This is a genomic window from Lentzea sp. NPDC060358 (genome assembly GCF_042725365.1).
Lineage (GTDB): Bacteria > Actinomycetota > Actinomycetes > Mycobacteriales > Pseudonocardiaceae > Lentzea.
In genome coordinates, this window is sequence record NZ_JBHXCW010000006.1 from 25,749 (window position 1) to 51,911 (window position 26,163).

Here is a 26,163-nt window from a genome sequence, read left to right on the forward strand (position 1 = left end):
GCGCCTGTGAGCGAAGGCGAGATGGCTCGCTGGAGTGCCGCTGTCGGACGTGCCGAGTGAGCCGATGGACATCGGAACTGGTGGCGCTCTGCTGCTGCTCGGTGGTCTTGCTGCTGGTTCGGGTGGCGTGTTCGCGAGCCAACAGGTCAGCGCAGCGCCAAGCCCTCTCGCTGAAGCAATCCAAGTCGTCGTCGTGTGCGTCGTGTGGGCTTGCGTCGCTCTGTACGCGATTGCCTGCGGTCTCGCAGCGGCGTGGCGACACCGAGGAGCCCGCCAACAGGCCCGCCGAGTCGCGGCCGAGCTCGCCAATTCGGTCGCAGCGATCCAACGCCGTCTCGCCGACGAGCATGACGACTGACCGAACACCGGCCGCCGCCTGACGGCCGTCTGATCAACCGCAGCGGAGCCGCGACGCAGTTCGCGAACACGTGCGACAACTCAACACAAGCACCAGAAACCTATACACACAAACAAAACTTGAGGCTACGGCCTGCGGAGTGGCACATCATCCCCTGACGAGAGCAGCACGAGGGCCACGCCCTCTGGGGTGCCACAGAAGACCGCAACCACCACACAAACACTCCCTTTCACAAACACAAGTAGGGGTAGATCCCCGCGCTGCCTGTGTTGACGCGTCGTGGCTCCACGACCGTGAAGGGGAGTGTTTCTTGTGGGGCCATCGCCCGACGAGATGTGGGAGTGGGCCGAGCAGCAAGCCGCAGCCGTGCCCGCCTGGAGCGAAGAACGCTGGCAGCGCGTCAACGCGATCTTCGGCGTTCGACTCGCCGACGAACGAGCCGCCCAGCACCAGCAGGAGGCCGCGTGATGAGCGGCCACGAGATCGACCTGCCACCCGAGTTCGTGTCGTTGGCGAAGGGTGCCGCCAACAAGCAGGACTTCCACCGCTGGAAAGAGATGGTCGCCAGCACGCGTGGCTGCTCTGCACCGATCCGTCTGGTCGGCTCGTCTGCCACGGTCGACACCGCAACCGGCGAAGTGCTCAGTACCTACTCGACGTGGGACGAGCCGAACGAGTACCTGCTGACCGCCTGCGGCAACCGACGCGCGAGCCGGTGCGAGGCATGTTCGCAGGTCTACGCCGATGACACGTTCCACCTGATCAGGTCAGGGCTTGTCGGAGGTCGCGACGTTCCGACCTCCGTTGCGTCGCACCCTCGGGTGTTCGCCACGTTCACCGCGCCGTCGTTCGGGCCGGTGCATGCTCGGGTCATGGACGCGGCCGGTGTCGTTTCTCCGTGTCATCCGCGCCGTGAAGGATCCTCATGCAGCGCCAAGCACGATGAAGACGACTCGGCACTCGGGCAGGCCATTGATCCGGCCAGCTACGACTATGTGGGAGCGGTGCTGTGGAACAACCGTGCTGGCGAGCTGTGGCACACGTTCGCCGTGTACCTCCGCCGGCACCTGGCCGAGGCGCTTGGAGTCTCGCGCTCGAAGCTCTCCAAGGTCTTGCGGGTCGAGTACGCGAAGGTCGCCGAATACCAGGTACGCGGCCTGGTCCACTTCCACGCCGTGATTCGGCTCGACGGGCCGTCCGGTCCGGGCGAGCCACCGCCGTTCGGTGTGGATGCGGGGATGCTGTGCGATGCGATCAACGGTGCTGCCCGCGCGGCGCGCGTTGGCGTGCCGGGGTTCTCTCAGACGATCCGATGGGGCAAGCAGCTCGACATCAGGCCTATCCAGCACGACGGAGACGGCTGGACGGATGCCAAGGTGGCGCGGTACATCGCGAAGTACGCCACCAAGGGGGCCGAAGCCGCGGGGACCGTTGATCGGCAGATCAGGAGCGTTGGTCACCTGCATCGCGTTCGCGGTCTGTCGGGCCATGCACGCCGGATGATCGAGACCTGCTGGGAGTTGGGCGGCCACGAGGACCACGCGTACCTGAAGCTGCGGGAGTGGGCGCACATGCTCGGGTACGGCGGGCACTTCTCGACCAAGAGCCGTCGGTACTCCACGACGCTCGGGACCATGCGCAGCGATCGGTCGAGGTTCCGTGCTGATCTCGCTCGTGAGCTTGCTGGACTCGATCCGCTTCCGGCTGATCAGCAGACCGTTCGTGTTGGCGACTGGGCCGTTGCCGGTGTTGGCTATACCAACTCGGGCGAGGAGTCTTGGGCGGAGCTGATCCGTGAGCAGCATCGGTACAAGCCTGTCGCGCGGCTGGCCGACACGGACTCGGCTGCGTGACGGTGGTTCAAAGTTTCTTCTCCCTGTTCAAGGCGCTGGCTTCGCCAGCGCAGGCGCCCTCCTCTTCTGTCCACATCCCCGCCCGCTGCGCGCGGCCTCCGGCCGTGCTCGGGACGGGGCGCGGACAGGGAGGGCACCTCCTGGCGGCAGCGCATAAACGGAAGGTGACATTGGCCTGATTTTAGGCCGTGACGATCGCCGACATGGCTAACTTTATCGAGCTGGGCACGGCGATCGACGCCACGTCATCGCTTCGCGACGTCGTGCCAACGCTGGCAATTCCGGGAGTGTTCAACCATACGTTCGCCTGACTTCAATAGATACAGGACGCGTCCTTGAATGATCAGCCAGTCGCCTAAATAAACCCATAAAACAGACTCTATCGATAAACTGCGAGCACGTGCAGCACCACCAAGGGCCCTCGAACGATCCCTTTATCCTCATTACCAGCCTTTTCAGCCTGGCGGCGCTGCTGGCGAGAGAGCACAGGTCGTCCCGGAACATCGATCAGCGTGTATCGACCCGTTTTTGGGACCACATCAGCAACCCTGCCAAGAACTGTCACCCTACCTTCCAGCTCGTTGAATCGCCCTTGAGCAAGCTCCGTCCGCAATGGCAGAACAAATTTGGCGTTTTCATCACCAATATTCATAACTACGGAGACTTTATCTCCAAGCGCTTCGCGCGCTTCATTCAAAGCACCCAACTTATCAATGAAATCGTCGTTTTGCACCTCACCCAAGCCGAGCCGACTAAAGGTTCGCATCACGTTACCAACAGCCTGAAACTTCGCGGCATTCATCACGGCGCTCACCACCGGCGAGACCTCAACGACTCCTTTGATCTGAAAAAACGACTCATCATCGTCAGCGAACTCTGAGACAGCTAGACCCCCAGGCCGGACGATCTTCAGACCTCCCCCAGATTCAATATATTCCACCAGGCGACTAAATCTCGCCGCAGGAGTTTGGTGCAGCGTTTTAACTCGGCTATCCGACGACGAGAGCAGATCTGGCGACACTTCGATACCGTCAGGAGTAACTCCCGCGCTGTTCACCCTCGTCCTGTGGTCCTCCGTGTCATAGAGGCCACCCTCAACAGCCGAGAGATAGCTATCAATAGTCCGGTCATCATAGTACAAAAAATCCCTAAAGAGAGATCCGCTCATTTACCCTTTCCTCTCTTGAGCGCGTTATCCAATACCGCTACGCTCGCCTTGATGGCAGACTCAAAATCTCCATCCGACAACCAGTCATCGCCACTGGTATTAACCTCCAATCCTGCGAGCCGCAGGCGCTCGGCCAAGTTGTTGCGCTTACTTGCTGAACCATCAAACCGAACCACGAGTCGACCCGACGCGTCACTAAAAGGCTTTACAGGACCGACGTCGACCAGGATGGTCCGCTGCCTATCGATAGCATCTGCGATTCCCGCTTCGTAATACACATTCGGACGAGCTTGCCCCTGCAGTTCTCTCTCGTGAACACCGTCAGAGTCGGAAACGAGGTCGTCACGAAGGCGCACGAGTTCGTCTGGCGTAAACAAGATCACCGCAGCGTCCGACATCTTCAGACCCTGCATGACAACATCGCCCACATAAGGATTCGGAGTGCCCGTCTGCGCAACAGCGTGATTCCACTCCACCACGTTAATCCCCAAAGAACGAAGAAACTGCTTCATAGCGACAACAATCGCTAGATCTCGACCATGAACCAGGAAAATACTGTTCCCCCTGCGTCCCGATGCGTTCACTTCCAACTTATCCCTTTCTCCCGAATTAAGCTTCGCGTCGCCAGAACTTGGAAGTCCGCCCGGAGGGCCTATCACATACTCGTCCGTAACATCATCGGCGCGGTTCGCTGCGCGCCAACCCATACTTGGGCCTCCGATGACCGCAACAGATGAGTTCCGCCTGCCGTGCTCGATCTCTTGAATCAGGACGCGCGAGGGGACATCACTCATCGAAATGCGCAGGCGCTCGATCTCCATCGGGTCGATTGAGCGCCCATTCATTGTAATGATACGACCCTCACGATATGGTGCAAGAATCTTCTCTTCGAGCTCAGGCAAGGACATGTCAAGTTTTACCTCGTCATGCCTTGCACCGACCGTCGAGAGCCGAGCATGAAAATATTCCATGTCAGTCCTCCCATCTTGAACACAGGGCCAGATACAGTAACCGATGCGAAGACTTGGCCGAATCAATATCGGCCCTTTGCGACTTAAACAGACACTCGTCATTGTGTTGCGACCAGCAGATCCCCATGGAGAAGGCCTTCTCCGGCCCCAAGGTCCTCGCCGACCGCATGAACGGCCTCGACGTCCACCGCATCGCCGAAGCCGACCCCGAGGCCTTCGCCACGACCATGGCCACGCCGCCCGCCGTGCACCGCTTCCCCGGCTCGATGGCCAAGCGGGTGCAGGCGCTCGCGCAGTTCGTCGTCGAGCACTACGACGGCGACGTCACCGGGATCTGGGCCGGGGGTGACGGCCCGACGGTGCTCAAGCGGCTCAAGGCCCTGCCCGGGTTCGGGGACCAGAAGGCCAGGATCTTCCTGGCTCTGCTGGGCAAGCAGTTCGGGGTCACGCCGGACGGGTGGCGGGAGGCCGCCGGGCACTACGGCGAGGACGGGGCGCGGCGCAGCGTCGCCGATGTGACGGACGCTAAGTCGTTGCTGGAGGTTCGCGACTTCAAGAAAGCCGCCAAGGCCGCTGCGAAGAAGAGCTGACGCAAGGCGATCTGCGCGGAGGATTGTCGGGGTGCGGAACTAAGCTGCGGCGCGTGACCGCACCCCAGATTCCCGGCCTGTCCGACCTGAGACCGCTGGGCGCCGGTGGGTTCGCCACCGTGTACATCGCCCACCAGGCCCAGTTGCATCGCAACGTCGCGGTCAAGATCGACAACCGGGTGCTGGTCGACGAACGGGACCGGCACCGGTTCCTGCGGGAGGCGCGGGCCGCGGCCAAGTTGTCCGGGCACCCGCACGTCGTCGGGGTGCACGACGCGAACATCACCTCCTGGGGCACGCCCTACATCGTCATGGAGCTGTGCACGGGCGGGTCGCTCGCCGACCAGCTCGACAAGAACGGGCCGTTCCACCCCGAGCAGGTGCGGGACCTCGGGATCAAGCTCGCGGACGCGCTCGCGGCGGCGCACCAGGAAGGGGTGCTGCACCGGGACATCAAGCCCGGCAACATCCTCGTCGACCGGTACGGCACGCCGAAGCTCGCCGACTTCGGGCTCGCGGCGCTGCTGGACGCGCAGGGCGGCAGCACGGTCACCAGGGACGCCCTGAGTCCCAGCTACGCGCCGCCGGAGGCGTTCGCGATGGCGGAGCCGACGCCGCAGGCCGACGTCTACTCGCTCGCCGCGACGCTCTACACGCTGCTCGCCGGCAAGCCGCCGCGGCCGGTTCCGTGGCCCATCAACAGCTTCGACCAGCTCGGCGAGGTCCTGCGCCGTCCCGTGCCCGCCGTCGACGGGGTGCCGGCGGCTCTGCACGAGGCGCTGGCGCGGGCGTTGCACCCGGACGCCAACCTGCGCACGCCCAGCGCGGCCCAGTTGCGGGACGAGCTGCGCGACCCGATGCGGCAGCCGACGGTTCCGGCCACTCCCCCGCCTCCGAAGCGCAAGCGGTGGCCGTTGGTCGCGGCCGCGGCGGGTGTGGTCCTCGCGATCGGTGCGGGCCTGCTCACGTGGAGCCTCCTCGGCAAGGACCAGAAGACCGACGCCCTGGGACCCGGCCCCCAGACGACGCAGCCCGGCGGCGCCGAGGACGTGCCGCCGTTCCTCAAGAAGTGCGGGGAGACGTTCTGCGTCGACCAGTCGACGTGCTTCCGCGGCATCAACAACTTCGGCGGCATGCCCGCCGCCGCCCGCAAGGTCGGCACCTGTGCCGACGAGCACTACTGGGAGGCGTTCGCGGGCGGCTGGCTGTCCGGCGACATCCCGGCGGTCGACTCGGACGAGCTGGCGGCCTCGGCCGAGGTGAAGGGCGTCTGCACGCCGGAGGCCATGAAGGCCAACACCCGCCCGACGGTCGACACGACGGGCTGGGAGATCACCGCGGTCGGGTTCAAGGACGGCACCCGCAACTACTTCCTCTGCCTCGCGTCGCAGCCCGAGGTCGGAGAGGTCGTGACCAGCGCCTTCGGCAAGTAGGAAAATCCACTTGCGACGGTCGCTAACGTAGACCGACGTGCGTGTTCACGCCGATTTGATCATTGCTGGATTCCGAAGGTACTCGACCTACCGCCAAGCGATGCTGGCCGGAATGACCACGAACGTGGTCTTCGGCCTGCTCAGGGTCGCGATCCTGGCCGCCGCGCTCACCGCGGCGAACGGGGAGATCGCGGACTACGACATCGCTGCCACCAACACCTACGTCTGGATCGGGCAGGGGCTGCTCGGGTTCGTCCTGCTGTGGGGCGACAACGAGCTCGCCGAGCGAGTGCGATCCGGTGACGTGGTAGTAGACCTCTACCGGCCCTGGCACCTGCAGAGCGCCCTGCTCGCGCAGGACCTCGGCCGCGGCGGTTTCGCCTTCCTCACCAGGCTGGCGCCGCCGATGGCGTTCGGCATGCTGCTGTTCCCGTTCCAGTTCCCCGAGAACCCGCTGCGGTGGCCGCTCTTCCTGCTGAGCGCCACGATCGCGCTCGTGATCAGCTTCGCGGTGCGGTTCCTCGTCGAGGCCAGCGCTTTCTGGCTGCTCGACAACCGCGGGGTGTACGCGTTCTGGAACGTCACGTCCGGCCTGCTGTGCGGCCTGACGGTACCCATCTCGTTCTTCCCCGGCTGGGCGCGCGACGTGCTGTGGACGACGCCCTTCCCGGCGTTGCTGCAGGCGCCCATCGACGTGTTCCTCGGCCACGGCAGCACCACGGAACTCCTGCTGTACCAAGCCTTCTGGGCGGTCGCGATGCTGGCTGCCGGCCACGCCGTGCTGCGCAGGGCCGAGCGCAAGGTGGTGGTCCAGGGTGGCTGAGTTCGTCTACCCGCGGCTCATCGGCGCGAAGCTGAAGAGCCAGCTGTCCTACCGCTCCTCGTTCGCGATCGACCTCGTCACGCAGGTGATCGCCCAGGGCTACGAGCTGGTCGTGATCCTGGTGCTGTTCACGCACATCACCGCGCTCGGCGGGTTCGACCGGGACGAGGTGCTGCTGATGTACGCGTTCGCGGGCGCGGCGTTCGGGGTCGCGGACCTGTTCGCGGGACAGCTCGACCACCTGCCGAACTACATCCGCACGGGCAGCTTCGACGTGCTGCTGATGCGCCCGCTCCGGACGTTGCCGCAGATCATGTGCTCCGACATCCGGCTGCGCAGGGTCGGCCGCATCACCGGCGCGCTCGGCGTGCTGGTCTACGCGCTCGCGCACGTGTCGATCGACTGGACGCCGGCGAGGGTCGTGCTGGCCGTCGCGACACCGCTCGCAGGCGCGGTCATCTACAGCTCGGTCTGGGTGGTGGCCTGCTCGATCTGCTTCTGGATCGTCGAGGGCCGCGAGTTCGCCAACGCCGTCACGTACGGCAGCAACGCCTTCACTTCGTACCCGATCAACGTCTACTCACGGCCGCTGCGCTGGCTGATGGCGTTCGTCGTGCCGGGTGCGTTCGTGGCGTACTACCCGAGCCTCGCGCTGCTCGGGAAGCAGGACCCGCTCGGCCTTCCGGGCTGGGTCGGATGGACATCACCGCTCGTCGCGGCGCTGGCGGCGGGGGTCGCCGCGCTGGTGTGGCGGTTCGCGGTCGGGCACTACCGGGGAACGGGATCATGATCGAGGTCAGGGAGCTCCGCAGGGAGTTCAAGGTCGCCACGTCGAAGGGCTTGCGCCGCAACTACAAGACCGTCACGGCGGTGGACGGCGTCACGTTCGACGTGGCGGCCGGCGAGGCGGTCGGGTACGTCGGCCCGAACGGCGCCGGCAAGTCCACGACGATCAAGATGCTGACCGGGATCCTCGTGCCGTCGAGCGGTCACCTCCGTGTGAGCGGTGTGGACCCGTCCAAGCAGCGCCGCGACCTCGCCCGGCGCATCGGCGTGGTGTTCGGCCAGCGCAGCCAGCTCTGGTGGGACCTGCCGCTGCGGGACAGCTTCGACCTGCTGAGGTCGATCTACCGGGTGTCCGCGCAGGACCACCGCAGGAGGCTCGACGAGTGCGTCGAGCTCCTGGGCCTGCAGGAGCTCCTCGGCACGCCGGTGCGCCAGCTCTCGCTGGGCCAGCGGATGCGCGGCGAGATCACGGCGGCGCTCCTGCACGCGCCGGAGCTGCTGGTGCTCGACGAGCCGACGATCGGCCTCGACCTCGAGTCCAAGGAGCGGCTGCGGGAGTTCCTCGCGGACATCAACACCCGCCGCGGCACCACGCTGCTGCTCACCACGCACGACCTGGACGACATCGAGCGGCTCTGCCCGCGGCTGATGGTGATCGACCGCGGCCGGGTGCTCGCCGACGGCCCGCTCGACGCCCTGCGCGCCGAGGTCACGCCCGACCGCGAGCTGGTCATCGACCTCAGGGAACCGGGCCCGGCTCCGGACGTCCCAGGAGTGACGGCGGTGCGCAGCGAGGCCAACGGGTTGCGACACCACCTCACGTTCAGGAGAGCGGAGACGACGGCGGCGCAGCTGATCACTCGGGTGGTGAGCCAGGTGGAGGTCCACGACCTCGCCGTGGTGGAGCCCGAGATCGACGACGTCATCCGCAAGCTCTACCAACGCCAGGCCGACCAGCCCCGTTCGTCGGTAGAGTCGTAACCAACACAAACGGACACTTCGGGCAGAAGGAGAGCGAATGCGCCTAGTCGGACCGCTGGCGGCAGCCGTCATCGCGTTGGGCAGCCTGACGGCCTGCGACACGATCCAGGACGTCAGCAACACCGCGGACAAGGTCAAGCTGTGCGCTGACGCGATCCAGCTGGTGGGTTTCTCGCCGGACATGAGCGACCCGCAGAAGGCGCTGGAGGACACCCAGGCCAAGGCCAAGGAGCTCGAGAACCTCGCGAACACCGCGCCGGACGAGCAGGTGAAGAAGGCGCTCGAAGAGGCGGCCAACGGCATGCAGAACGTCAGCTCCGCGGCGGACTGGGTGCAGCAGAAGGCCGACCTCGTGGCGAAGGTGTCCTCGGCCTGCGGCGGATGAGCACTTGAGGCCCTGTTGCGCGCCTCCGGTGTCGGCTTAGGCTTGAACGCGTTCATCGCGCAGGCCTCACGCCGCACACCGGAGGTGTTGCAGCACCATGCAAGCAACAGTGGGTGACAGGCTCCACGTCCACAGCCGCTCGATCGGTCTCGACGAGCGGCTGGGCGAAATCCTCGAGGTGCGCGGGAACGACGGCCACCCGCCGTACCTCGTGCGCTTCAACGACGGGCACGAAGGTCTGGTGTTCCCCGGACCCGACTGCGTCGTCGAGTCGCGGGGCACCGTCTAACCCAGCACCGTCGCGATCAGCTCCTCAGCCAGCTGAGGGGTCGCTGCCGCCACGCCCGACCACCGGTGGGTCAGGTCGGGCTCGAACGTGAACGGCCGGCCGTGCAGGTCGACCAGCACGCCGCCCGCCGCGGGCACGGTGACCAGCGCCGTCGCGAGGTCCATGATCCGGTGCGTGTCGCTGCCCGGGTCGATGAACGCGTCCACGGTGCCCTCGGCGACGAGCATCGTCTCCAGGCACGTCGTGCACAGCACCCGGATGCGGTCGGCGCGGTTCGCGATGCGCAGCCACGCGTCCTGCGTGCCGGTCTTCGGACGCATCAGGCACACCGACGCACCGTCCAAAGAGGTGCGTCCGGTGGTGCGGAACGACGTGGGCACTCCTGCGCGCGCATGCCACGCACGGCCCGTGTCGAACCACGTCGTGAGGGCTTCCTTCGCCGTGCCGTCTTCCACGAGCGCACCGGCGAAGCAGGAGAGGGGAACGCCGAACGCGGCGTTCGCGGACCCGTCGACCGGGTCGATGACGAGGGTGATCGAGGAACCGTTGTCGACGAACCCGGCTTCCTCGGAGAGCAGGTTCACGCGACTGCGGTGGATGGACTCCAGGATCGCGTCTTCGACGATGCGGTCGACGCGCATCGTCGGTGTTCCGTCGGCGCCGTCCGCCACTTCCTCGCGGAGCTCGAGGCGCGTGTGCAGAGAGCGGGCGCGCCCGTACGCCGCCGACGCCGCACGGGCGGCATCGGCGAGCGCGGGGTGCACGTCATCGGAGAGCTGTGGCTGGGGGACGTCCCATGGGATCAGCACGTCCCCACCCTGCCACGCGAACTCAGATCAGGCCGAGGCCCTTGACCGCGTCGCGCTCCTCGACCAGCTCGGCCACGGAGGCGTCGATGCGGGCGCGCGAGAACTCGTCGATCTCCAGGCCCTGGATGATCTCGTAGCTGCCGTTCGAGGTGCGGACCGGGAACGACGAGATGATGCCCTCAGGCACGCCGTACGAGCCGTCGGACGGGATGGCCATCGAGGTCCACTCGGTGCCGTTGACCCAGTCGTAGACGTGGTCGATGGCGGCGTTCGCGGCCGAGGCGGCGGAGGACGCGCCCCTGGCCTCGATGATCGCCGCACCGCGCTTCGCGACGGTCGGGATGAACTCGTTCTCGAGCCACGCCTGGTCGTTCACGGCCTCGGCGGCGGTCTTGCCACCGACCTCGGCGTGGAACAGGTCCGGGTACTGGGTGGCCGAGTGGTTGCCCCAGATCGTCATCTTCTCGATGTCGGTGACCGCGACGCCGAGCTTCTTCGCGAGCTGCGACAGGGCGCGGTTGTGGTCCAGGCGCGTCATCGCGGTGAAGCGCTCGCGCGGGACGTCCGGCGCGTGCTGCTGGGCGATGAGGGCGTTGGTGTTGGCCGGGTTGCCGACCACGAGCACCTTCACGTCGTCCGCGGCGCCGGCGTTGATCGCCTCGCCCTGCGGCTTGAAGATGCCGCCGTTGGCCTCGAGCAGGTCGCCGCGCTCCATGCCCTTGGTGCGGGGGCGGGCGCCGACGAGCAGGGCGACGTTCACGCCGTCGAACGCGGTCTTCGCGTCGTCGGTGATCGTGATGCCCTTGAGCAGCGGGAAGGCGCAGTCGTCGAGCTCCATCGCGGTGCCCTCGGCGGCCTTCAGCGCCGGGGTGATCTCCAGCAGCCGCAGGTTGACCGGGGTGTCCGGGCCGAGCAGGTGGCCGGAAGCGATGCGGAAGAGCAGTGCGTAGCCGATCTGGCCGGCCGCACCGGTGACAGTGACGTTCACGGGCGTGCGGGTCATGAGCCTTCCCGAATGACGGTCCTCGTTGACGTCGGGCAGGTCGCCCGGCGACCCGCACGTTACCAACACGGGCACTCTGCGAGAGTGTGAGAGTGGACAACCCGGTGGAAGAGGTCGGAGAGGACTACTCCGACGCCAATCTGCCTGACCAGCAGTGGGAGAAGCGCACCTTCACGGACTGCGACTTCGCCGAGGCCGATCTCCGCTCGCTCGTCACGACGGGCTGCACCTTCACCCGCTGCGACTTCACCCGCACGGATCTGGGCGAGTCGAGGCACCACGCGACGGCGTTCCGGCAGTGCACCTTCGACCGCACGGTGCTGACCCGGTCGTCGTTCACGTCGTGCAGCCTGATGGGCTCGAACTTCGTCGACTGCGTGCTGCGCCCGACCACGTTCACCGAGGTGGACTTCACGCTGGCGTCGTTCGTGCGCGCACCGCTGCACGACATGAAGCTGAGCGGGCAGAGGTTCCGCGAGACGAACCTCAGCGAAGCCGACCTGCGCAACACCGACCTGAGCCGGGCCGACCTGATGGGCGCGCGGCTGCTCGACGCCAAGCTCGAGGGAGCCGACCTGCGCGGGGCGCTCGTGGACGCGAACGGGCTCCGGCAGGCCAAGCTCGCCGGAGCCCTGATCGACATCGACCAGGCGATCGCGTTCGCGGCCGCCCACGGACTAGTTGTCGGCTGATCCCGTGATCTCCACGAGGACGCCGTCCGCCACCATCTCCTCGATCGCCTTCGGCAGCAGGTAGGCGGTTCCGCCGCCCGGCTGCTCGAACCACGGCACCGCGACCCCGCTCAGCACCTCGAGCGGGCGCCGCAACCGGTACACGCGGTACGGGCGGTTGATCCACGACGGCACGAGGCTGCGTTCCGGGAACGGCGTGCCCGCCACGTAGACCAAGTTGCCGTTCTGGTCGCCGTAGCGGTCGATCTCGGTGCCCGCCGGCAGCTCGAACATCTGCTTGTGGCGGAACAACGTCAGCGGCGGCTCGCCGGCCAGCGGCGAGATCGGGAACTTCCGCTTCGACGGCTCCTCCTGCGCGACCGCGGCGGCGACCGGCGAGGGAGCCGGGGCCGGCGCGGGCAGCTTCGGCGGGGCCTGCACCACCTGGGTCGGTGCCTGCTGGGGAGCCTGCTGCGGCACCTGCTGGGGCATCGGCGGGCGCTGCGGCGGAACGGGGCGGCGCGGCTCCTCGCGGAAGCCGTTGCTCATCGGCCGCGGCGGCATCGGGAGCTGCGGCGGCTGCTGCGGGCGCTGGACCGTGCGGAAGTTGCCCAGCACGAGCCTGCCCACCAGGTACGCCGAGGCGTCCTCGACCTTCTCGAACCGCACCGGGTTCTTCGGGCCCTGGTCGAACCAGCACACCTCCCAGCTCTCGCCGTCGAGGCGCAGCGTCCAGGTGCGGTCGGCGGGCTCGCCGATGCGGTACACGCCGTGCGGCACGCTCAGGTCGTCGAGCGCGCGGCGGGTGCCCGCGAGGTCGCGGTCCTCCTCCGGCGTGACCTGCCGGGGCGGCCTGACCGGTTCCGGCTCGGGCTCCGGTTCGGGTTCCGGTTCGGGTTCCGGCTCCGGTTCGGGCTCGGGTTCCGGGTCCTGGAACAGGGCCGCGTCGAACTGGGTCGTCTCCTCCACCCGAGCGGGCGCGGGGACGACGACCGGCGCGGGCTCCGCGACGGGCTCCTGCTCGAAGTGCGAGTCGAGCTGGGCGTCGAAGCGCGACTCGAACTCGGCGTCGTCCTCGGGCTCGACGGCGGACTCGAACGACGTCGTGGACTCGATCTCGTCCTCGGGCGCGAGGTCCGGCTCGTCGTCGGCGACGGGCACGACCGGGTGCTCCTCGGTCACCTCGGCCGGGCTCTCCAGCGGCTCGTCGAGCACCGGGCTCCAGGCCATCGTGTCCTGCACGTCGTCACGCGGGTGGTCCTCGGACTCCGCGAGGAGGTGGTCGGTCCGCTCCTCCTCGCGCTGGTGCGTGAGCAGGACGGGCTCATCGGGGCCCGCGGTGGGGATCTCGGGTTCCTCGGGGACGTCCACGACCGGGCGTTCGTCCTCGGCGTCCTGCTCGTCGGCCGGGTCCGCGACCGGCTCCGGGTCGTCGAAGTCGTTCGGGTGCGGGGCGAAGAGGTCCATGCCCGCGCCGTAGGTGTCGCGCAGGCGCCGCTCGTCGACGTGGTCGGGCACGCCGTCGGAGTCGAAGACCACCCGATAGGGGGGTCCGTCCCCGGCCGGCGGAGGCGTCGGGACCACGATCGGGGCGTTGAGGTCCTCGGGCTTGGGCTCGGCCTGCGCGCGTTCGGCGGAGACGTCCTTCGGGTCCGGGATGAGCGGCCCGAAGTCGTACTCCTCCTCCTCGTCGTCCTTCTCGTCCTCGAACCGGGGCGCGGCGACGAACTGCGTCTCCTCCGCCTGCGGTTCGGGCTCCCGCACGGGTTCGGGCTCCGGCGCGGGCTCCGGCACCGCGGTGCCCGCGGGCGCGGCGGGAGCGCCGAGGTTCGCGGCGGCGGCGAGCCTCGACTCCTCGGACACGTCCGGGAGGCCGAAGGCGGCGGCGCGGGCGCGCTCGACCAGTTCCGGCTCGGGCGGCACGCCGTACTTGCGCAGGTAGAAGCTCACGCCGACGGGCCAGATCCACACGCCGTCGGTCTGGAACCCGGACGGCACGACCAGCGGCGACTCGGGGTGCAGGACGTCGGCGTCGAAGCCGCGGCCGGCCACGGCGACCGGCGCGTTCGACAGGTACGCGAGCAGCGGCGCGACCTCGGACTCCGGCACCGGCGGCCGGTTGACCGACGGACGGCCACCGGGGCCGGCGCCGTCGAACACGCGGGCGGTGCGGAACACCGGAGTCGGCGGGCTCAGCCTGCGGCGCAGCCAGTCGGGGACGTTCTCCTCGGCGCGCGGGAAGTACCGCATCTCGTCGACGTAGGCCTGGTGCGGAGGTGGCGTCTGCCAGCCCGGCTCGGCGCGGTCGAAGTCGAGGTTGTAGCTCGACGGGTGGTCGAGCTGGTAGCGGGCGTTGGTCCAGCTGCCCCGGCCCTCGCGGTGCATGCCGGAGCGCAGCCGCGCGAACAGCGACGCCACGTCCTGCGGCGGCGCCCACGCGTGCGAGGTGCCGTCCTGCAGGCGCAGTTCGGCCTCCAGTTCGAAGTACCGGCCCGTGGCCCGGTACTGCGCGATCACGCTGCGCCAGTCCTCGGGAGCGGCCCGCATGAGAGTCAGGCCGATCTGCTTGACCAGAGCGTCCTGCTCAGTAGGGTTCAACGGTTTCGGCTCGGACACGCCAACATCTTCCCCCGCAACTCGCCGGATCGCACACGTCCCCCGCCACTGCGCCGAACGGTGGAGGCCCGACCATAACGTGGTGCGGGTGCAAGGTTAAAGCTGATCAAGAACGCCACCGTCCGGACTGGAGGAGCTGTGTCGCGGTCTGCGCAGGTGACCGGAGGTCTGCTCGCGGCGGTGGGAGGCGTCGCCATCGCGGTCCAGGCGCGGGTCAACTCCTCACTCGCGGAGTCGGTGCACAACGGGCTGCTGGCGGCGTTGATCTCCTTCGCCGGCGGGTGGTTCGTGCTGCTCGCGGTCGTCCTGTCGCGACAGTCCGGACGGGACGGGCTGCTGCGGCTGCGCGACGCGCTGGCGCACCGCCGCATCCGGTGGTGGGAGTGCGTCGGCGGGATCAGCGGCGCGGTGCTCGTCGGGTCGCAGGGCCTCGCGGTCGCGACGATCGGTGTGGCGGTGTTCACGGTCGCCGTGGTGATCGGGCAGGTCGTGAGCAGCGCGGTGGTGGACAACCTCGGCGTCGGGCCCGGTGAGCCGAAGCCGATCACGAAGACCCGCGTGGCCGGGGCGGCGGTCGGCGTCGTCGCCGTCGCGATCGCGGTGTCGAACCGGTTCACCTCGCCCGGCGCGCTGTGGCTCGCGGTGCTGCCGCTGGTCGCGGGCCTGCTGATGGGCTGGCAGCAGGCGGTGAACGGGCTGGTCCGCGAGGCCGCGAAGCACTCCGCGGCGACGATCCTGGTCAACTTCACCGTCGGCACGGTCGCGCTGGCGCTGGTCAACGCCGTGGCGTGGGGCGGGGTGCCCGGCTCGTTCCCGTCGGACTGGTGGCTCTACGCGGGTGGTCTGCTCGGCATCGTCGGCGTGGGCGGGGCGATCGTGTCCGTGCGGTTCATCGGCGTGCTGATGGTCGGGTTGTGCGGTGTGAGCGGGCAGCTCGTCGGGGCCGTGCTGCTCGACGCGGTGACCGGTCACCTCGCGGTGCCGACCGCCGTGGGCGTGGTGCTGACGCTGGTGTCGGTGGGCGTCGCGGCGTTGCCCAGTGGGAAGATGAGGCCGTGACTGCGACGCTGCTCAACGGCAACGAAACCCGGAACGCGCTGTTCGAGGACCTCAAGGCGCGGGTCGCCGCGCTGCCCGGCTCCGTCGGTCTGGCCACCGTGCTGGTCGGCGACGACCCCGGCTCGCACTCGTACGTGAAGGGCAAGCACCGCGCGTGCGAGAAGGTGGGCATCAAGTCCATCCGGCGCGACCTGCCCGAGGAGACCACCCAGGAGGAGCTCGAGGCCGTCATCGACGAGCTGAACGCGAACCCCGAGGTCACCGCCTACATCGTCCAGCTCCCGCTGCCGAAGCACCTGAACGCGAACGCGATCCTGGAGCGCATCGACCCGGCCAAGGACGGCGACGGCCTGCACCCGGTCAACCTCGGCAAACTCGTGCTCGGCGAGGAGGCGGCGCTGCCCGCGACCCCGCGCGGCATCGTGGAGCTGCTGCGCCGCTACGACGTGCCGCTCGCCGGCGCGAACGTCACCGTGGTCGGCCGCGGCGTCACCGTCGGCCGCCCGATCGGCCTGCTGCTGACCCGCCGCACCGAGAACGCGACCGTGACGCTGTGCCACACCGGCACCAAGGACCTGGCGGCCGAGGTGCGCCGCGCGGACATCGTGATCGCGGGCGCCGGCAGCCCCGGCCTGATCACCGCGGACATGGTCAAGCCGGGTGCGGCCGTGGTCGACGTCGGCATCACCCGCACCGAGGCGGGCCTCGTCGGCGACGTGGCCCCCGAGGTCCGCGAGGTGGCCGGCTGGCTCGCCCCGATCCCCGGCGGCGCCGGCCCGATGACCGTCGCGATGCTGCTGACCAACACCGTCGAAGCCGCCGAGCGCGCGCATGCAGCGGTCTGACGCGCAGGCGCTCATGGGCGAACAGCGCTGGCGTTCCGGCCCCGGCAAGCACCTGCCGTTCGCGCTGGTGCTCGGGGTCGGCGTGCTCGGGCTGGTGCGCATCTTCCAGTACCACTGGCGGCAGGGCGCGGTCCTGCTGGGCGTGTCGCTGCTGGTCGCGGCCGTGCTGCGGATCCTCGTGACGGACGAGCAGGCGGGCCTGATCAAGATCCGCGGCCGCGGCATGGACGCGTTCCTCTACTCGACGCTGGGCATCGTGGTGATCGCCGTCGCCCTGACGATCACCGGCGGCCCGCTCAGCCGCTAGTCCGGGCCGATGGCGCGGTCGACGAGGACCTCGACGAGTTCGTCGAGGTCCATCGCCGCGACCACGTCCGGCAGCGTCAGCCGTTCGTAGATCAGCCCGGTCATCGCGAAGTACAGCGAGACGACGGTCATCCGGTCGCCCGGCAGCGCCGACTCCTCGTTGAACGCGACGTTGGCCTCGATGTTCTCGGCGATCGTCCGCGTGAGCGCGTCCCGGATCTCCGGCCGGCGCGTGGCCTCGAGCCGCAGCTCCATCATCGCGAGGTAGCAGGCCTTGTCGGCGTCCGCCCGCCTGATGATGTCGTGCATGAACTTGACGGTCAGCTCCCTGTCGCGCGGCAGGTCCAGCGACGCGGCCACCGACTCGTCCGACGGCATGAGCCGCACGTGCACCCGTGCCATCACCTCGACCATCAGCTCGTCGCGGTTCGCGAAGTAGTTGGACGCCGTGCCCGCCGGCACCCCGGCCCTCACGTCGATCGCGCGGTAGGTCAGCCCCCGCGCCCCCTCCTCGGCCAGGACGTCGACCGCCGCGTCGAGCAGTGCCGTTCGCCGTGCCTCGTTCCGCACCACTGCTTACCTCCTTGAAAACCACTACGGACATAGTACTACGTTTGTCGTGGTTGACCGATCGAGGGGAGTTCCGAGATGCGAAAGCTCGTGTACTACGTGGCCGTCACGCTGGACGGTTTCATCGCCGCCGAGGACGGGACCTTCGACGGCTTCGTCTTCGAGGGCGACCACATGGCCGGCATCAACGCCGTCTACCCGGACACCCTGCCCACCCAGTTCCGCGAAGCCCTGGGCCTGCAGGACGCACCGAACCCGAACTTCGACACGGTCCTGATGGGCCGCAACACCTACGAGGTGCCCGGCGGCCTGCCGTCGCCCTACGCGCACCTGCGCCAGTTCGTGGTGTCGACCCAGGTGACCGGCACCCCGCCGGACGTCGAGGTGATCAACGCCGACGTCGCCGGCCGCGTCGCCGCCCTCAAGCAGGAGGACGGCCTCGACATCTGGCTGTGCGGCGGCGGCAAGCTGGCCGCCGCACTGCTGCCGCAGATCGACAGGCTGCTGCTCAAGATCCACCCCGTGGTCTTCGGCCGCGGCATCCCGTTGTTCGACGGCGAGGCCGGCATCACGAAGTTCGAGCGCACGAACGGACAGCTGTTCGAGAGCGGCGTTTCGTTCATGACTTATGAACGCGCGTGAGAAAATGATTGACGGACGCCGATCGCGCCCGCAATACTCGTACCACACCAAGCCGAAGGGAAAAGCCATGACGAGCCACGAGATGCGAGGCCGGCACCTCCGCCGCGCTGCCGCGTGCGTGCGCCCGTCGGGCCGCCCCGCCCTGCGGCGACCGTTCGTGCAGGTGAGCTCCTTGTAGTGGCCCGACCGAGGCCACCACGGGGAGCCGCCCTTCGGGAAACCGAACGGGCGGCTCCTTTTCTTTGCTGTGCATTTCTACCCCTGTAGCTCAATGGAGAGAGTGCGGCGCTACGAACGCCGAGATTCAGGTTCGACTCCTGGCAGGGGTGCTGACGGGTGCGAGGGAGACGGAAACCCGCCTCATTCGGGTTGAGGAAAAACCGCGTTCGACTCGCGGGCATCCGACTGGTGAAGAGAAAGACCCTCGTGGTCCAGCGGACACGACACCGGCCTCCGAAGCCGGAGACGCAGGTTCGACTCCTGCCGGGGGTGCGCGTCCTCTGAGGTGCTGCCGGCAGCACGCCCGACTGTTACGCGGGAGGACCAGGTTCGAGTCCTGGCAGGGGAACTCAATGTCATTTGATTGACAACCGACTCGGGAGCTTGTTCCCGGAGCAAGACTGTGGGCATGCCGGCCCACCACGACCGCACTTGGTCGCGATCTTCCAACCATCGAGCGTTGTGCGTCATCTGACGTGGTGGGACGACTGGCCGATCTGGTACTCGACGGACCGGCAGGTCATGTCGTGTCGTGGGAGGGGACTGGCTCGTGCCACTTGCGCCGACAGAGCACCGGACCATCGTGAACGTGGACATCGCGGACTTCGGCCAGAGGATGGCGATCCACCAGACCGAGTTGCGCGATGGCCTGTACGGCGTGGTGAAGCGAGCGTTCGACGGAGCGGGCATCGACCACGACGAGTGCTACCACGAGGACCGCGGCGACGGCATGATGATCCTCGTCCCGCCCACCTTCCCCAAGAGCCAGCTGGCCGACAAACTGCCCGACCGGCTGCTCTCCGAGATCCGCCGCTTCAACTCGACCAGGGTCGCCGAAGCCAGGATGAAGCTGCGGGTGGCGGTGCACTCCGGTGAGATCTACCAGGACGAGCACGGCTGGACCGGTCTGGCGCTGATCGCCGCGTTCCGGATCCTGGACGCCCAGGACGCCAAGGTCGCGCTGCGGCACTCCGACGGACTGCTGGCGCTGATCGCCTCGGACCACTTCTACACCGAGGTCATCCAGCAGGATCCCGGCACCGCGCCGGAGGCCTACCGCCAGATCGAAGTGACGATCAAGAGCTACAAGGGCCACGCGTGGTTGCGTCTGCACGGCGAGAACGCTCGATCGAGCCCGCCGCCGCTGGCCGAGCAGGACGAGTCGGTGGTGCTGCCGCTCAACCCGATCGACGAGCTCAAGGAACTGCACAGCTGGCTCGTCGAGGTCGAGACGCCGCACCTGTCGATCCTCGTCAGCCGCGCCACCAGGTCCGCCGTGCCCGCCCAGCCGTTCAGCTCGGCGTGGGAGGCCTACCTCCACCTCGCCGACTTCAACGCGGGTCCCGACGGCGTGCCGCCGGCGGTCCTGTTCGTCGAGCTCGTCGCCCGGGAGGTCGGCGGGGAGATCGGCGCACGCCTGACCGACTGGGCGGAGCAGAGCGCGCGCAAACTGCGCCGGACGCCCGCACTGGAGGAACAGCGCGAAACGCGTCTGCCGATTCCGGCGGAACCGCACCTGCACCTGATGTTCGGGGTCGAGCTCGACTCTATCGATTCAGGCCGCTGCATCCTCTCCTTCTGGCGGCAGGACGATCCCGACGACCGGTCACCACAACGCGGCGGAGTTCACGAAGTGAGCATCGACGAGTTGGAATACCAGGTCGACGAAGTGATCGTTCAGGCGGAGAGCGCGTGGTCCGATCAAGCAGCGGCCGTGACCCTGGAATTCCTGCTGGCGCGCCAGCTGCTTCAATTGCCGATCTACACGTGGAGCAAAGAGCACAGTTCCGGTGATCCACGCCCACTCGTGCTCGACTACACGCTGATCATGCGTTCACTCGAAAGAATGCACTCAAAACACTGGCACCGTGCCTGGCGCATGCGGTGGGACTCTATGCTGGAGGACCCCGCCGCAGAGCGAATTCACTCGGTCGGAGCATCATCGGCAGGGGAGAATCCGATCGACGCAGTGCTGAGTGATTCCAGATGGATTGGGCTGGTAATGGACAAACCGCCATCCGCTCGCCCTGAGCCGCGCACCGCGCCGGAGTTCCTGGTGCCGGCGCTGAGAGCCGGCCTGCCGGTGATCCTGTGGCACCCGACGGCCTCGTCCGAGGAGCTGCGCGAGCTCGTCGACCGCCTGGCCGGCGGGCCCGGTGGCGTGCTCGACCTGCCGGAGCAGCGCAGGGCGGCCCACCTGTCCGCCGGCCCCGACGACCTCATACGCGATCTTGTGGTGCTCTGGGACGACCCGACCAGAACCTTCCCGCCGAACCCGGCCGGACAGTGAAGGGGCAGAACGGATGAGCGCTGACGACCCCGGAGCGAACGCCCCCCTCGCACCCGACTGGTGGATCTACCGGGGAACAGGGCGCCCCATGTACGACATCGACCTGACCGAGATCCTCCCGCCCCCGCCGCCGTGGCGCGCCTACGGCGGACCGGTCCCCTCGTCGGACGGTCACCCGCCGGAGGACGACGGCGAGGCGATCCGCCGGCTGGGTTCCGAGTACCACCTGACCGAGCAGCACATCGACGCCCACGAGCTCGACATGGTCAACGCGAGCCTGTACCTGCGCCGCCCGCTGCTGCTGACCGGAAAGCCAGGCGTGGGCAAATCGGCTCTCGCCTACCGGATCGCGCGAGAACTGCGTCTCGGCCGCGTGTTGAAATGGTCGATTTCCACGCACACCACCCTCGAATCGGGTCTTTACCGCTACGACGCGATCGGCCGTCTGCAGGCAGCTGCGACCAGCCAGCAATCCGGTCCGGTCGACGACCTGCCCATCGGCGATTTCCTGCGTCTCGGTCCGCTGGGAACGGCATTCCTGCCCAGGAAACTGCCGCGGGTGCTCCTCATCGACGAGTTGGACAAGAGCGAGTCCGATCTCCCCAACAACCTCCTGAGCATCTTCGAGGACGGGGAGTTCACGATCGACGAACTGGCGCGCGTTCGCCATTCGTCGCACGAGATGACGGTGCACACCGCGGATCCAAATGTGACGGCAACGGTGACGGACGGCCTGGTCCGCTGTCACGCGTTCCCGATCGTCATCATGACGAGCAACGGCGAGCGCGAATTCCCGCCCGCATTCCTCCGCCGCGCGTTGCAGCTGGAAATCAAGGACCCGAACGTCGAACAACTGGCCGCGATGGTCGCCAACCACCTCCTGGACCAGGAGGGCCGGCACCGCGACACCCTCGTGCGCGAGTTCGTGGAGAAGAGCCGTGCGGAAGGCGGAATCCCGGCCGACCGGCTCCTCGACGCCGTGTACCTCGCGACCTCGGGTGCCTACAAACCGGACGGCGTCGCCTGGCCGCGCCTGATCGACTCGCTCTGGCACCGACTCACGACGGGCAGATGACCCATGCGCACGCCCAGCGGCGCTCCCGGACCCCCTGGCGACCGAGGCAGGACCCAGACCACCGAACCAGCGCAGCCCGACGGCGCCGACCTGGTCATCGACGACCTCGACTGGGCCGAGTTGGGAGACGTCGTCTGGCTGGCGTCCGCCGTCCGTCCCACCCACCCGGACCACACCCCGCCCGAGCCGCCCGCACCCGAGCGAACCGAACCCGACCCCGATCCCGTTCCGCCGCCCGCCGACGTCGCCGCCCCCGATCCGGCCCCGGAACCACCCGTTCGTGAGACTCCGTCGGCGGAACCACCCGTTCGTGAGACCCCATCCGAAGAACCGATGCGCGCGGAGTTCTCCGCCGTGCCCGAGTTCCTCTCCCCGGCCACCCACGGCGACCACGCCATCAGCGCTCCGCTGGTCGACTCGCTCGCGTGCTTCCGCGCGCTGCGGCCGCTGAAGCGCGAGATCCGCTCGTGGCGCGACGACACGATGGTCCTGGACGAACACGGGACGGCGGACCGGGTGGCGCAGACCGGCCGCTGGTGGCCGGTGACCAAGCCTCAGAAGGAACGCTGGCTGGACCTGACCCTCGTCATCGACCGCAGCCCGCTGATGTCGCTCTGGCAGCCCAGGGTCTCCGCCTTCACGGAGATGCTGAGCAGGCTGGGGGCGTTCCGCACGATCCAGACCCGCCTGCTCGAGGTGGTCAAGGACGCGGACGGCGCCGCGGTCCCGATCCTGCGCGGCGGCACGGCGGACACACCTCCGCGCGACCCGGCCGAGATCGTCGACACCTCCGGCAGGCGGGTGGTCCTGCTGCTGACCGACGGCGTCGGCGACACCTGGAAACCGGACGTCCTGCTGCCGATGCTGGCGACGTGGGGCCGCACGATGCCGGTCAGCGTCGTGCACCTGCTCCCCCAGTGGCTCTGGGACCGCGGCCGCGTGCGCACCCACCGCGTCGAACTGACCGCCCACGGCGCGATGAAGCCCAACGGCCGCTGGACCTTCGACCTGCCCGACGCCTGGCTCGAGCCGGACCCGGACGCGCTGGTCCGTCCCGGCACCGTGCCGATCCCGGTGATCGAGATGCGACCGCGCTGGCTGCGGTGGTGGAGCGGCCTGATCGCAGGCGAGCACCGCGGCCCGATCACCGGCACGGTCCTGCTGGCCGCCCGGGAGACGTCGGCCGCCGAGCCGCTCCCCCTGCCGGCCCACGACCAGATCCGGCAGTTCCGCGCCCAGGCGTCACCGCCCGCGCTGCGGCTGGCGACCCTGCTGGCCGCGGTTCCCGCGCACTTGGACGTCGCTCAATTGATTCGCCGCCGATTCGTACCGGAAGCAGAAATCGAACACCTGGCCGAATTGCTCCTGAGCAGGTTGCTGCACCCCGCGGAGCCGGAGGACCACGAACCCGTTCAGGACACCCAGGCCTTCGCCTTCACGGAACCCGTTCGCGAACTGCTGCTCGGTGGCGCCCGCCGTTCCGAGACCGCCGGCGTTGTTCAGGCCGCCGCCGCGGAGTTCTCGGACCGCCTTCCCGTTCTCGCGCGCATCCGAGATGCCATAGCCGACCCGCATGGGACTCCAGATCCGGATCAGGCGAGTGCACCCGCGGATGTGGAGCTGGAACGCGCGATCATGAGAGCCTTGTCCGGACCATACTTGTCCCGTGCGGACCGACTGCAGAAAGTCGGGACGCACGGGCGTTCCGTTTTGCTGGCCTCTGAATCAATCAAGGGCAGCCTGAGCAGGACTGCGAGCGAGGACATGCCCGAATTGGCCGAGCGGCCCAGCGATTCCGCGGCAACTTCCACCCCTGCTGCTCATCTGGATCGACCGAGCGACGTGGCCATTTCCGAGTCCCCCGACCACTCCTCCACGTATCACACGCCATCCGAACCTCGCACGTTCTACAAACGACAGAAGGACGACCCTCCACCCGTCTGGGGGAATGTTCCTCCACGAAATCCCAACTTCACCGGAAGGAGGGAGCTTCTCGAACAGTTGGGCAAACGCTTGGCAGCAGGCGGCACAACCGCGGTGTTGCCCTCCGCACTGCACGGTATGGGCGGTATCGGTAAGACACAGATGGCAACCGAGTACGTTTACCGCCATTCACAGGACTACGACCTGATCTGGTGGATCGAAGCGGCCCGCGTGACCCAGATTCGCGCCAGTCTCACCGACTTGGCCAGGCAGCTGGGACTGCCGGGCGCCTCGGAGTCGAACACCGCTGTGCCGGCCATTCGCGAGGCACTGCGCCTGGGCAGGCCGTTCCGGCGCTGGCTGCTCGTCTTCGACGCGGCGGAGACGCCGGAGGAGGTCCTGCCGTTCATCCCCACGAACGGCCCCGGCGAGGTGCTCATCACCTCGCGAAACCCGGACTGGGCGGGCGTGGCGAGGCCTCTTGAACTGGCCGTGTTCGATCGCGAGGAGAGTATCGAACTGCTGGGCAAGCGAGGCCCGGAGATCAACGCCGACGACGCGAATCGGCTCGCCGAGAAGCTCGGGGACCTCCCCTTGGCAGTCGAGCAGGCAGCGGCGTGGCGAGCGATGACGGGTATGCCGGTCAGCGAGTACCTACGTCTCTTCGACGAGTCCGTCGCGGAAATCCTCGACACCTCCGCACCGTCTGCGTACGAGGTCTCTGTCGCCGCGGCGTGGAACGTCTCGTTCGACGAACTGAAGACCCGCAACCCCGCCGCTCACCAGATCCTGCACATCTGCGCCTACTTCTCTCCCGAGCCCATTTCCCGCGACCTGTTCACGGGAGTGAGCCGCTCGTCGATCTCCCCGGAACTGGACGCGGCTCTGCGTGACCCGATCCAGTTGGCGAGGGCGATCCGCGACATCAACCGCTACGGTCTGGCGAAGATCGATCACGGCAACAACACGATCCAGCTCCACCGCCTGGTCCAGTTGGTCCTCCGCAACCGGGTGATGGCGCCCCAGTTGCAAGCACAGATGAGGCATGGAGCTCACCAACTGCTGGTCAGCCGCGACCCGAACGACCCTGAATCGGATCGCCACTGGCCGCGGTACCGCGAACTGCTACCTCACGCCTACTCGGCCGACATCGTCGACTGCGAAGACGGATGGGTTCGCCAGCTCGCGATCAACCTGATGCGCTTCCTCTTCGCATGGGGTGACCACGACGAAGCCGCGAAGTACGCCGAGCACGCCCTTGACAAATTCCAGCGGCAGTTGGGGAAAACGCATCCGCACACACTCGATGTCGCTCAGCGGCTCGGCTTCTACCTGTGGGGGCTGGGCCGGTACGAGGAAGCCTCCAAAATCAACCAGCCCACGCTGCAGAGTCGAATCCAAGTATCCGGCGAGGACAGCGAAGAGACTCTCGTTCTGCAGACCAATATCGTGATGGACCTGCGCGCCAAGGGCGACTTCGCAGAGGCTTCAAAACTGAGCGAAGAGATCTACATCAAATCAAGGAATCTATTCGGCGAGGATGATCCCGAATCCCTGAACGCCGCTTATCAGCACGCCTTGAGTCTCCGACTTTCCGGGGATTACAAGACCGCCGCCGAAATCGACGAGAACACTTATCTGCGTCGGGTAGAAGTTCTGGGACCAGATCATCCCAAGACACTCTATTCCAACTCCGCTCTCATCGTGGACAGGAGAGAGGCGGGCGAGTACCTTCGGGCGCGAATTGACCAGGAGAAACTCACCGACTTCTTCCAAGCTCGCTTCGGCAAGGACAACGCCGACAGCGTGGCAATGGAGTTCTTGTCTTCGGTCTCTAGACGCAAGAACGGTGACCACGAGACCGCCCTCGAGCTGTCGACGGCAGCCCTTGAGCGATTCACGGTGGCGTACGGCGTCGACCACCCGACCACCATGGCGTGCGCGTTGGCGCATTCGATCGACCTTCGCCATTCGGGCAACCTCGCAGCGGCGAAAGACCTCGGCGAACAGACCTTCCAGCGCTACAGCCGCAGTCTCGGCGTCCTGCACCCGCACACGATTGCCGCAACGGTCGATCTCGCGGTCACGCTCCGACTGCAAGGTGCAGCAGCAGAGGCGCGAGTGCTGGACGAACGAGCGCTGGAGCACTACCGGTCGGGTATGGGCGCAAACCACCCGTATGCGGTGATCGCAACCATCAACCTCGCCAGCGATGTGGCAACCCTCGGAGAAACCGAGATGGCCCTGACACTGAATCAAGACGCACTGGGACGCGCCGAACAGGTTCTCGGCGCGGACCACCCCACGACCCTGGCCGCCGCCATCAATTTGGGTCTGGACCTGCGAGTACTGGGACGGATCGAAGAGGCCGAACCTTATCGCGGCCCGATCCTGGACAAGTACCGCAGGGCTCTGGGCGAAACCCACCCCGGCACCATCGCCGCCATCAAGGGAGCGAGGGCGAACTGTGACATAGACCCGATTCTGATGTAGACGGG

At 67.5% G+C, this 26,163-nt stretch carries 24 protein-coding genes and 3 tRNA genes; 21 read left to right on the forward strand and 6 right to left on the reverse strand.

Annotation, left to right across the window (positions count from 1 at the left end; translation table 11 throughout):
• The first annotated feature begins 670 nt into the window (after positions 1-670).
• The 3 genes from ACFWGZ_RS02485 to ACFWGZ_RS02495 all read left to right on the forward strand — a co-directional run bounded on the left by ACFWGZ_RS02485 (position 671) and on the right by ACFWGZ_RS02495 (position 2,522).
• The gene (locus ACFWGZ_RS02485) at positions 671-826 is read left to right on the forward strand and encodes a hypothetical protein (protein WP_167972756.1); all 156 of its coding nucleotides are present in this window, start codon (positions 671-673) and stop codon (positions 824-826) included.
• Positions 826-2,211, forward strand: a complete 1,386-nt coding sequence (locus tag ACFWGZ_RS02490) for a replication initiator (protein ID WP_382449669.1) — start codon at positions 826-828, stop codon at positions 2,209-2,211. Before ACFWGZ_RS02485 ends, ACFWGZ_RS02490 begins: the two co-directional genes overlap by 1 nt.
• Before the next feature lie 188 nt (positions 2,212-2,399).
• A complete protein-coding gene (locus ACFWGZ_RS02495; protein WP_382449670.1) occupies positions 2,400-2,522 on the forward strand; it encodes a hypothetical protein in 123 nt (40 codons plus the stop codon).
• Positions 2,523-2,590: 68 nt separating this feature from the next.
• On the opposite strand, the gene ACFWGZ_RS02500 is transcribed toward ACFWGZ_RS02495, so the two are convergent.
• Complete coding sequence (locus ACFWGZ_RS02500; protein WP_382449671.1) at positions 2,591-3,379, reverse strand: hypothetical protein; 789 nt, start codon at positions 3,377-3,379, stop codon at positions 2,591-2,593.
• Positions 3,376-4,350, reverse strand: coding sequence for a TIR domain-containing protein (locus ACFWGZ_RS02505; protein ID WP_382449672.1), 975 nt, complete (start codon positions 4,348-4,350; stop codon positions 3,376-3,378). Before ACFWGZ_RS02505 ends, ACFWGZ_RS02500 begins: the two co-directional genes overlap by 4 nt.
• Before the next feature lie 53 nt (positions 4,351-4,403).
• Here ACFWGZ_RS02505 and ACFWGZ_RS02510 point away from each other — a divergent pair, with 53 nt between their 5' ends.
• The 7 genes from ACFWGZ_RS02510 to ACFWGZ_RS02540 all read left to right on the forward strand — a co-directional run bounded on the left by ACFWGZ_RS02510 (position 4,404) and on the right by ACFWGZ_RS02540 (position 9,637).
• On the forward strand, positions 4,404-4,940 hold the full coding sequence (locus tag ACFWGZ_RS02510) for an HhH-GPD-type base excision DNA repair protein (protein WP_382449673.1): 537 nt from the start codon (positions 4,404-4,406) through the stop codon (positions 4,938-4,940).
• A 53-nt stretch (positions 4,941-4,993) separates the two neighbouring features.
• Positions 4,994-6,373: a serine/threonine-protein kinase gene (locus ACFWGZ_RS02515; protein ID WP_382449674.1), complete on the forward strand. Its 1,380-nt coding sequence runs from the start codon at positions 4,994-4,996 to the stop codon at positions 6,371-6,373.
• A gap of 112 nt (positions 6,374-6,485) precedes the next feature.
• A complete protein-coding gene (locus ACFWGZ_RS02520) occupies positions 6,486-7,196 on the forward strand; it encodes an ABC transporter permease (protein ID WP_382449675.1) in 711 nt (236 codons plus the stop codon).
• The gene (locus ACFWGZ_RS02525) at positions 7,189-7,986 is read left to right on the forward strand and encodes an ABC transporter permease (protein WP_382449676.1); all 798 of its coding nucleotides are present in this window, start codon (positions 7,189-7,191) and stop codon (positions 7,984-7,986) included. Before ACFWGZ_RS02520 ends, ACFWGZ_RS02525 begins: the two co-directional genes overlap by 8 nt.
• On the forward strand, positions 7,983-8,963 hold the full coding sequence (locus ACFWGZ_RS02530) for an ATP-binding cassette domain-containing protein (RefSeq protein WP_382449677.1): 981 nt from the start codon (positions 7,983-7,985) through the stop codon (positions 8,961-8,963). Before ACFWGZ_RS02525 ends, ACFWGZ_RS02530 begins: the two co-directional genes overlap by 4 nt.
• A gap of 37 nt (positions 8,964-9,000) precedes the next feature.
• On the forward strand, positions 9,001-9,348 hold the full coding sequence (locus ACFWGZ_RS02535; RefSeq protein ID WP_382449678.1) for a hypothetical protein: 348 nt from the start codon (positions 9,001-9,003) through the stop codon (positions 9,346-9,348).
• A gap of 97 nt (positions 9,349-9,445) precedes the next feature.
• On the forward strand, positions 9,446-9,637 hold the full coding sequence (locus ACFWGZ_RS02540) for a DUF1918 domain-containing protein (protein ID WP_382449679.1): 192 nt from the start codon (positions 9,446-9,448) through the stop codon (positions 9,635-9,637).
• Here the strand turns inward: ACFWGZ_RS02540 and ACFWGZ_RS02545 are convergent.
• Together ACFWGZ_RS02545 and ACFWGZ_RS02550 are read right to left on the reverse strand one after the other, a co-directional pair.
• Positions 9,634-10,446 (reverse strand): inositol monophosphatase family protein, encoded by an 813-nt coding sequence (locus ACFWGZ_RS02545; protein WP_382449680.1) that lies wholly within the window; start codon positions 10,444-10,446, stop codon positions 9,634-9,636. The two genes, ACFWGZ_RS02540 and ACFWGZ_RS02545, sit on opposite strands and share 4 nt — an antisense overlap.
• Positions 10,447-10,468: 22 nt before the next feature.
• Positions 10,469-11,449 carry a malate dehydrogenase gene (locus ACFWGZ_RS02550; RefSeq protein WP_382449706.1) on the reverse strand — a complete coding sequence of 327 codons (981 nt, stop codon included), beginning with the start codon at positions 11,447-11,449 and terminating at the stop codon, positions 10,469-10,471.
• A 92-nt stretch (positions 11,450-11,541) separates the two neighbouring features.
• Here ACFWGZ_RS02550 and ACFWGZ_RS02555 point away from each other — a divergent pair, with 92 nt between their 5' ends.
• The gene (locus ACFWGZ_RS02555) at positions 11,542-12,141 is read left to right on the forward strand and encodes a pentapeptide repeat-containing protein (protein ID WP_382449681.1); all 600 of its coding nucleotides are present in this window, start codon (positions 11,542-11,544) and stop codon (positions 12,139-12,141) included.
• On the opposite strand, the gene ACFWGZ_RS02560 is transcribed toward ACFWGZ_RS02555, so the two are convergent.
• The gene (locus ACFWGZ_RS02560; protein ID WP_382449682.1) at positions 12,127-14,736 is read right to left on the reverse strand and encodes a glycohydrolase toxin TNT-related protein; all 2,610 of its coding nucleotides are present in this window, start codon (positions 14,734-14,736) and stop codon (positions 12,127-12,129) included. The genes ACFWGZ_RS02555 and ACFWGZ_RS02560 overlap by 15 nt on opposite strands.
• A 138-nt stretch (positions 14,737-14,874) precedes the next feature.
• On the opposite strand from ACFWGZ_RS02560, the gene ACFWGZ_RS02565 reads away from it, so the two are divergent.
• Genes ACFWGZ_RS02565 through ACFWGZ_RS02575 form a run of 3 tightly spaced genes read left to right on the forward strand, consistent with a single transcriptional unit; the run spans position 14,875 to position 16,947 of the window.
• On the forward strand, positions 14,875-15,795 hold the full coding sequence (locus ACFWGZ_RS02565) for a DMT family transporter (RefSeq protein WP_382449683.1): 921 nt from the start codon (positions 14,875-14,877) through the stop codon (positions 15,793-15,795).
• The gene (locus tag ACFWGZ_RS02570) at positions 15,792-16,640 is read left to right on the forward strand and encodes a bifunctional methylenetetrahydrofolate dehydrogenase/methenyltetrahydrofolate cyclohydrolase (RefSeq protein WP_382449684.1); all 849 of its coding nucleotides are present in this window, start codon (positions 15,792-15,794) and stop codon (positions 16,638-16,640) included. The genes ACFWGZ_RS02565 and ACFWGZ_RS02570 overlap by 4 nt, the downstream gene beginning before the upstream one ends.
• Positions 16,627-16,947, forward strand: a complete 321-nt coding sequence (locus tag ACFWGZ_RS02575) for a DUF3017 domain-containing protein (RefSeq protein WP_382409707.1) — start codon at positions 16,627-16,629, stop codon at positions 16,945-16,947. Before ACFWGZ_RS02570 ends, ACFWGZ_RS02575 begins: the two co-directional genes overlap by 14 nt.
• Here ACFWGZ_RS02575 and ACFWGZ_RS02580 read toward each other — a convergent pair.
• On the reverse strand, positions 16,944-17,519 hold the full coding sequence (locus ACFWGZ_RS02580; RefSeq protein WP_382449685.1) for a TetR/AcrR family transcriptional regulator: 576 nt from the start codon (positions 17,517-17,519) through the stop codon (positions 16,944-16,946). The two genes, ACFWGZ_RS02575 and ACFWGZ_RS02580, sit on opposite strands and share 4 nt — an antisense overlap.
• A 75-nt stretch (positions 17,520-17,594) precedes the next feature.
• On the opposite strand from ACFWGZ_RS02580, the gene ACFWGZ_RS02585 reads away from it, so the two are divergent.
• From ACFWGZ_RS02585 to fxsT, 7 genes are all read left to right on the forward strand, one after another.
• A complete protein-coding gene (locus tag ACFWGZ_RS02585; protein WP_382449686.1) occupies positions 17,595-18,158 on the forward strand; it encodes a dihydrofolate reductase family protein in 564 nt (187 codons plus the stop codon).
• 257 nt (positions 18,159-18,415) lie between these two features.
• Positions 18,416-18,487 (forward strand) — tRNA-Arg (locus tag ACFWGZ_RS02590).
• A 91-nt stretch (positions 18,488-18,578) separates the two neighbouring features.
• A tRNA-Arg gene (locus tag ACFWGZ_RS02595) sits at positions 18,579-18,650 on the forward strand.
• A gap of 4 nt (positions 18,651-18,654) precedes the next feature.
• A tRNA-Asn gene (locus ACFWGZ_RS02600) sits at positions 18,655-18,726 on the forward strand.
• 240 nt (positions 18,727-18,966) lie between these two features.
• Positions 18,967-20,667, forward strand: a complete 1,701-nt coding sequence (locus tag ACFWGZ_RS02605; RefSeq protein WP_382449687.1) for a hypothetical protein — start codon at positions 18,967-18,969, stop codon at positions 20,665-20,667.
• 88 nt (positions 20,668-20,755) lie between these two features.
• Positions 20,756-21,742 carry an AAA family ATPase gene (locus tag ACFWGZ_RS02610; RefSeq protein WP_382449688.1) on the forward strand — a complete coding sequence of 329 codons (987 nt, stop codon included), beginning with the start codon at positions 20,756-20,758 and terminating at the stop codon, positions 21,740-21,742.
• A 3-nt stretch (positions 21,743-21,745) separates the two neighbouring features.
• Positions 21,746-26,158 carry an FxSxx-COOH system tetratricopeptide repeat protein gene (gene fxsT / locus ACFWGZ_RS02615; protein ID WP_382449689.1) on the forward strand — a complete coding sequence of 1,471 codons (4,413 nt, stop codon included), beginning with the start codon at positions 21,746-21,748 and terminating at the stop codon, positions 26,156-26,158.
• The last annotated feature ends 5 nt before the right edge of the window (positions 26,159-26,163 follow it).

What these genes read in the sequence shown, in the direction of transcription:
- ACFWGZ_RS02520 (WP_382449675.1), top strand. Translation starts at nt 6,486, where the DNA reads ATGACCACGAACGTGGTCTTCGGCCTGCTCAGGGTCGCGATCCTGGCC.
- ACFWGZ_RS02610 (WP_382449688.1), top strand. Translation starts at nt 20,756, where the DNA reads ATGTACGACATCGACCTGACCGAGATCCTCCCGCCCCCGCCGCCGTGG.
- ACFWGZ_RS02500 (WP_382449671.1), bottom strand. Translation starts at nt 3,379, where the DNA reads ATGAGCGGATCTCTCTTTAGGGATTTTTTGTACTATGATGACCGGACT.
- ACFWGZ_RS02490 (WP_382449669.1), top strand. Translation starts at nt 826, where the DNA reads ATGAGCGGCCACGAGATCGACCTGCCACCCGAGTTCGTGTCGTTGGCG.
- ACFWGZ_RS02585 (WP_382449686.1), top strand. Translation starts at nt 17,595, where the DNA reads ATGCGAAAGCTCGTGTACTACGTGGCCGTCACGCTGGACGGTTTCATC.
- ACFWGZ_RS02530 (WP_382449677.1), top strand. Translation starts at nt 7,983, where the DNA reads ATGATCGAGGTCAGGGAGCTCCGCAGGGAGTTCAAGGTCGCCACGTCG.
- ACFWGZ_RS02575 (WP_382409707.1), top strand. Translation starts at nt 16,627, where the DNA reads ATGCAGCGGTCTGACGCGCAGGCGCTCATGGGCGAACAGCGCTGGCGT.
- ACFWGZ_RS02505 (WP_382449672.1), bottom strand. Translation starts at nt 4,350, where the DNA reads ATGGAATATTTTCATGCTCGGCTCTCGACGGTCGGTGCAAGGCATGAC.
- ACFWGZ_RS02550 (WP_382449706.1), bottom strand. Translation starts at nt 11,449, where the DNA reads ATGACCCGCACGCCCGTGAACGTCACTGTCACCGGTGCGGCCGGCCAG.
- fxsT (WP_382449689.1), top strand. Translation starts at nt 21,746, where the DNA reads ATGCGCACGCCCAGCGGCGCTCCCGGACCCCCTGGCGACCGAGGCAGG.
- ACFWGZ_RS02535 (WP_382449678.1), top strand. Translation starts at nt 9,001, where the DNA reads ATGCGCCTAGTCGGACCGCTGGCGGCAGCCGTCATCGCGTTGGGCAGC.
- ACFWGZ_RS02540 (WP_382449679.1), top strand. Translation starts at nt 9,446, where the DNA reads ATGCAAGCAACAGTGGGTGACAGGCTCCACGTCCACAGCCGCTCGATC.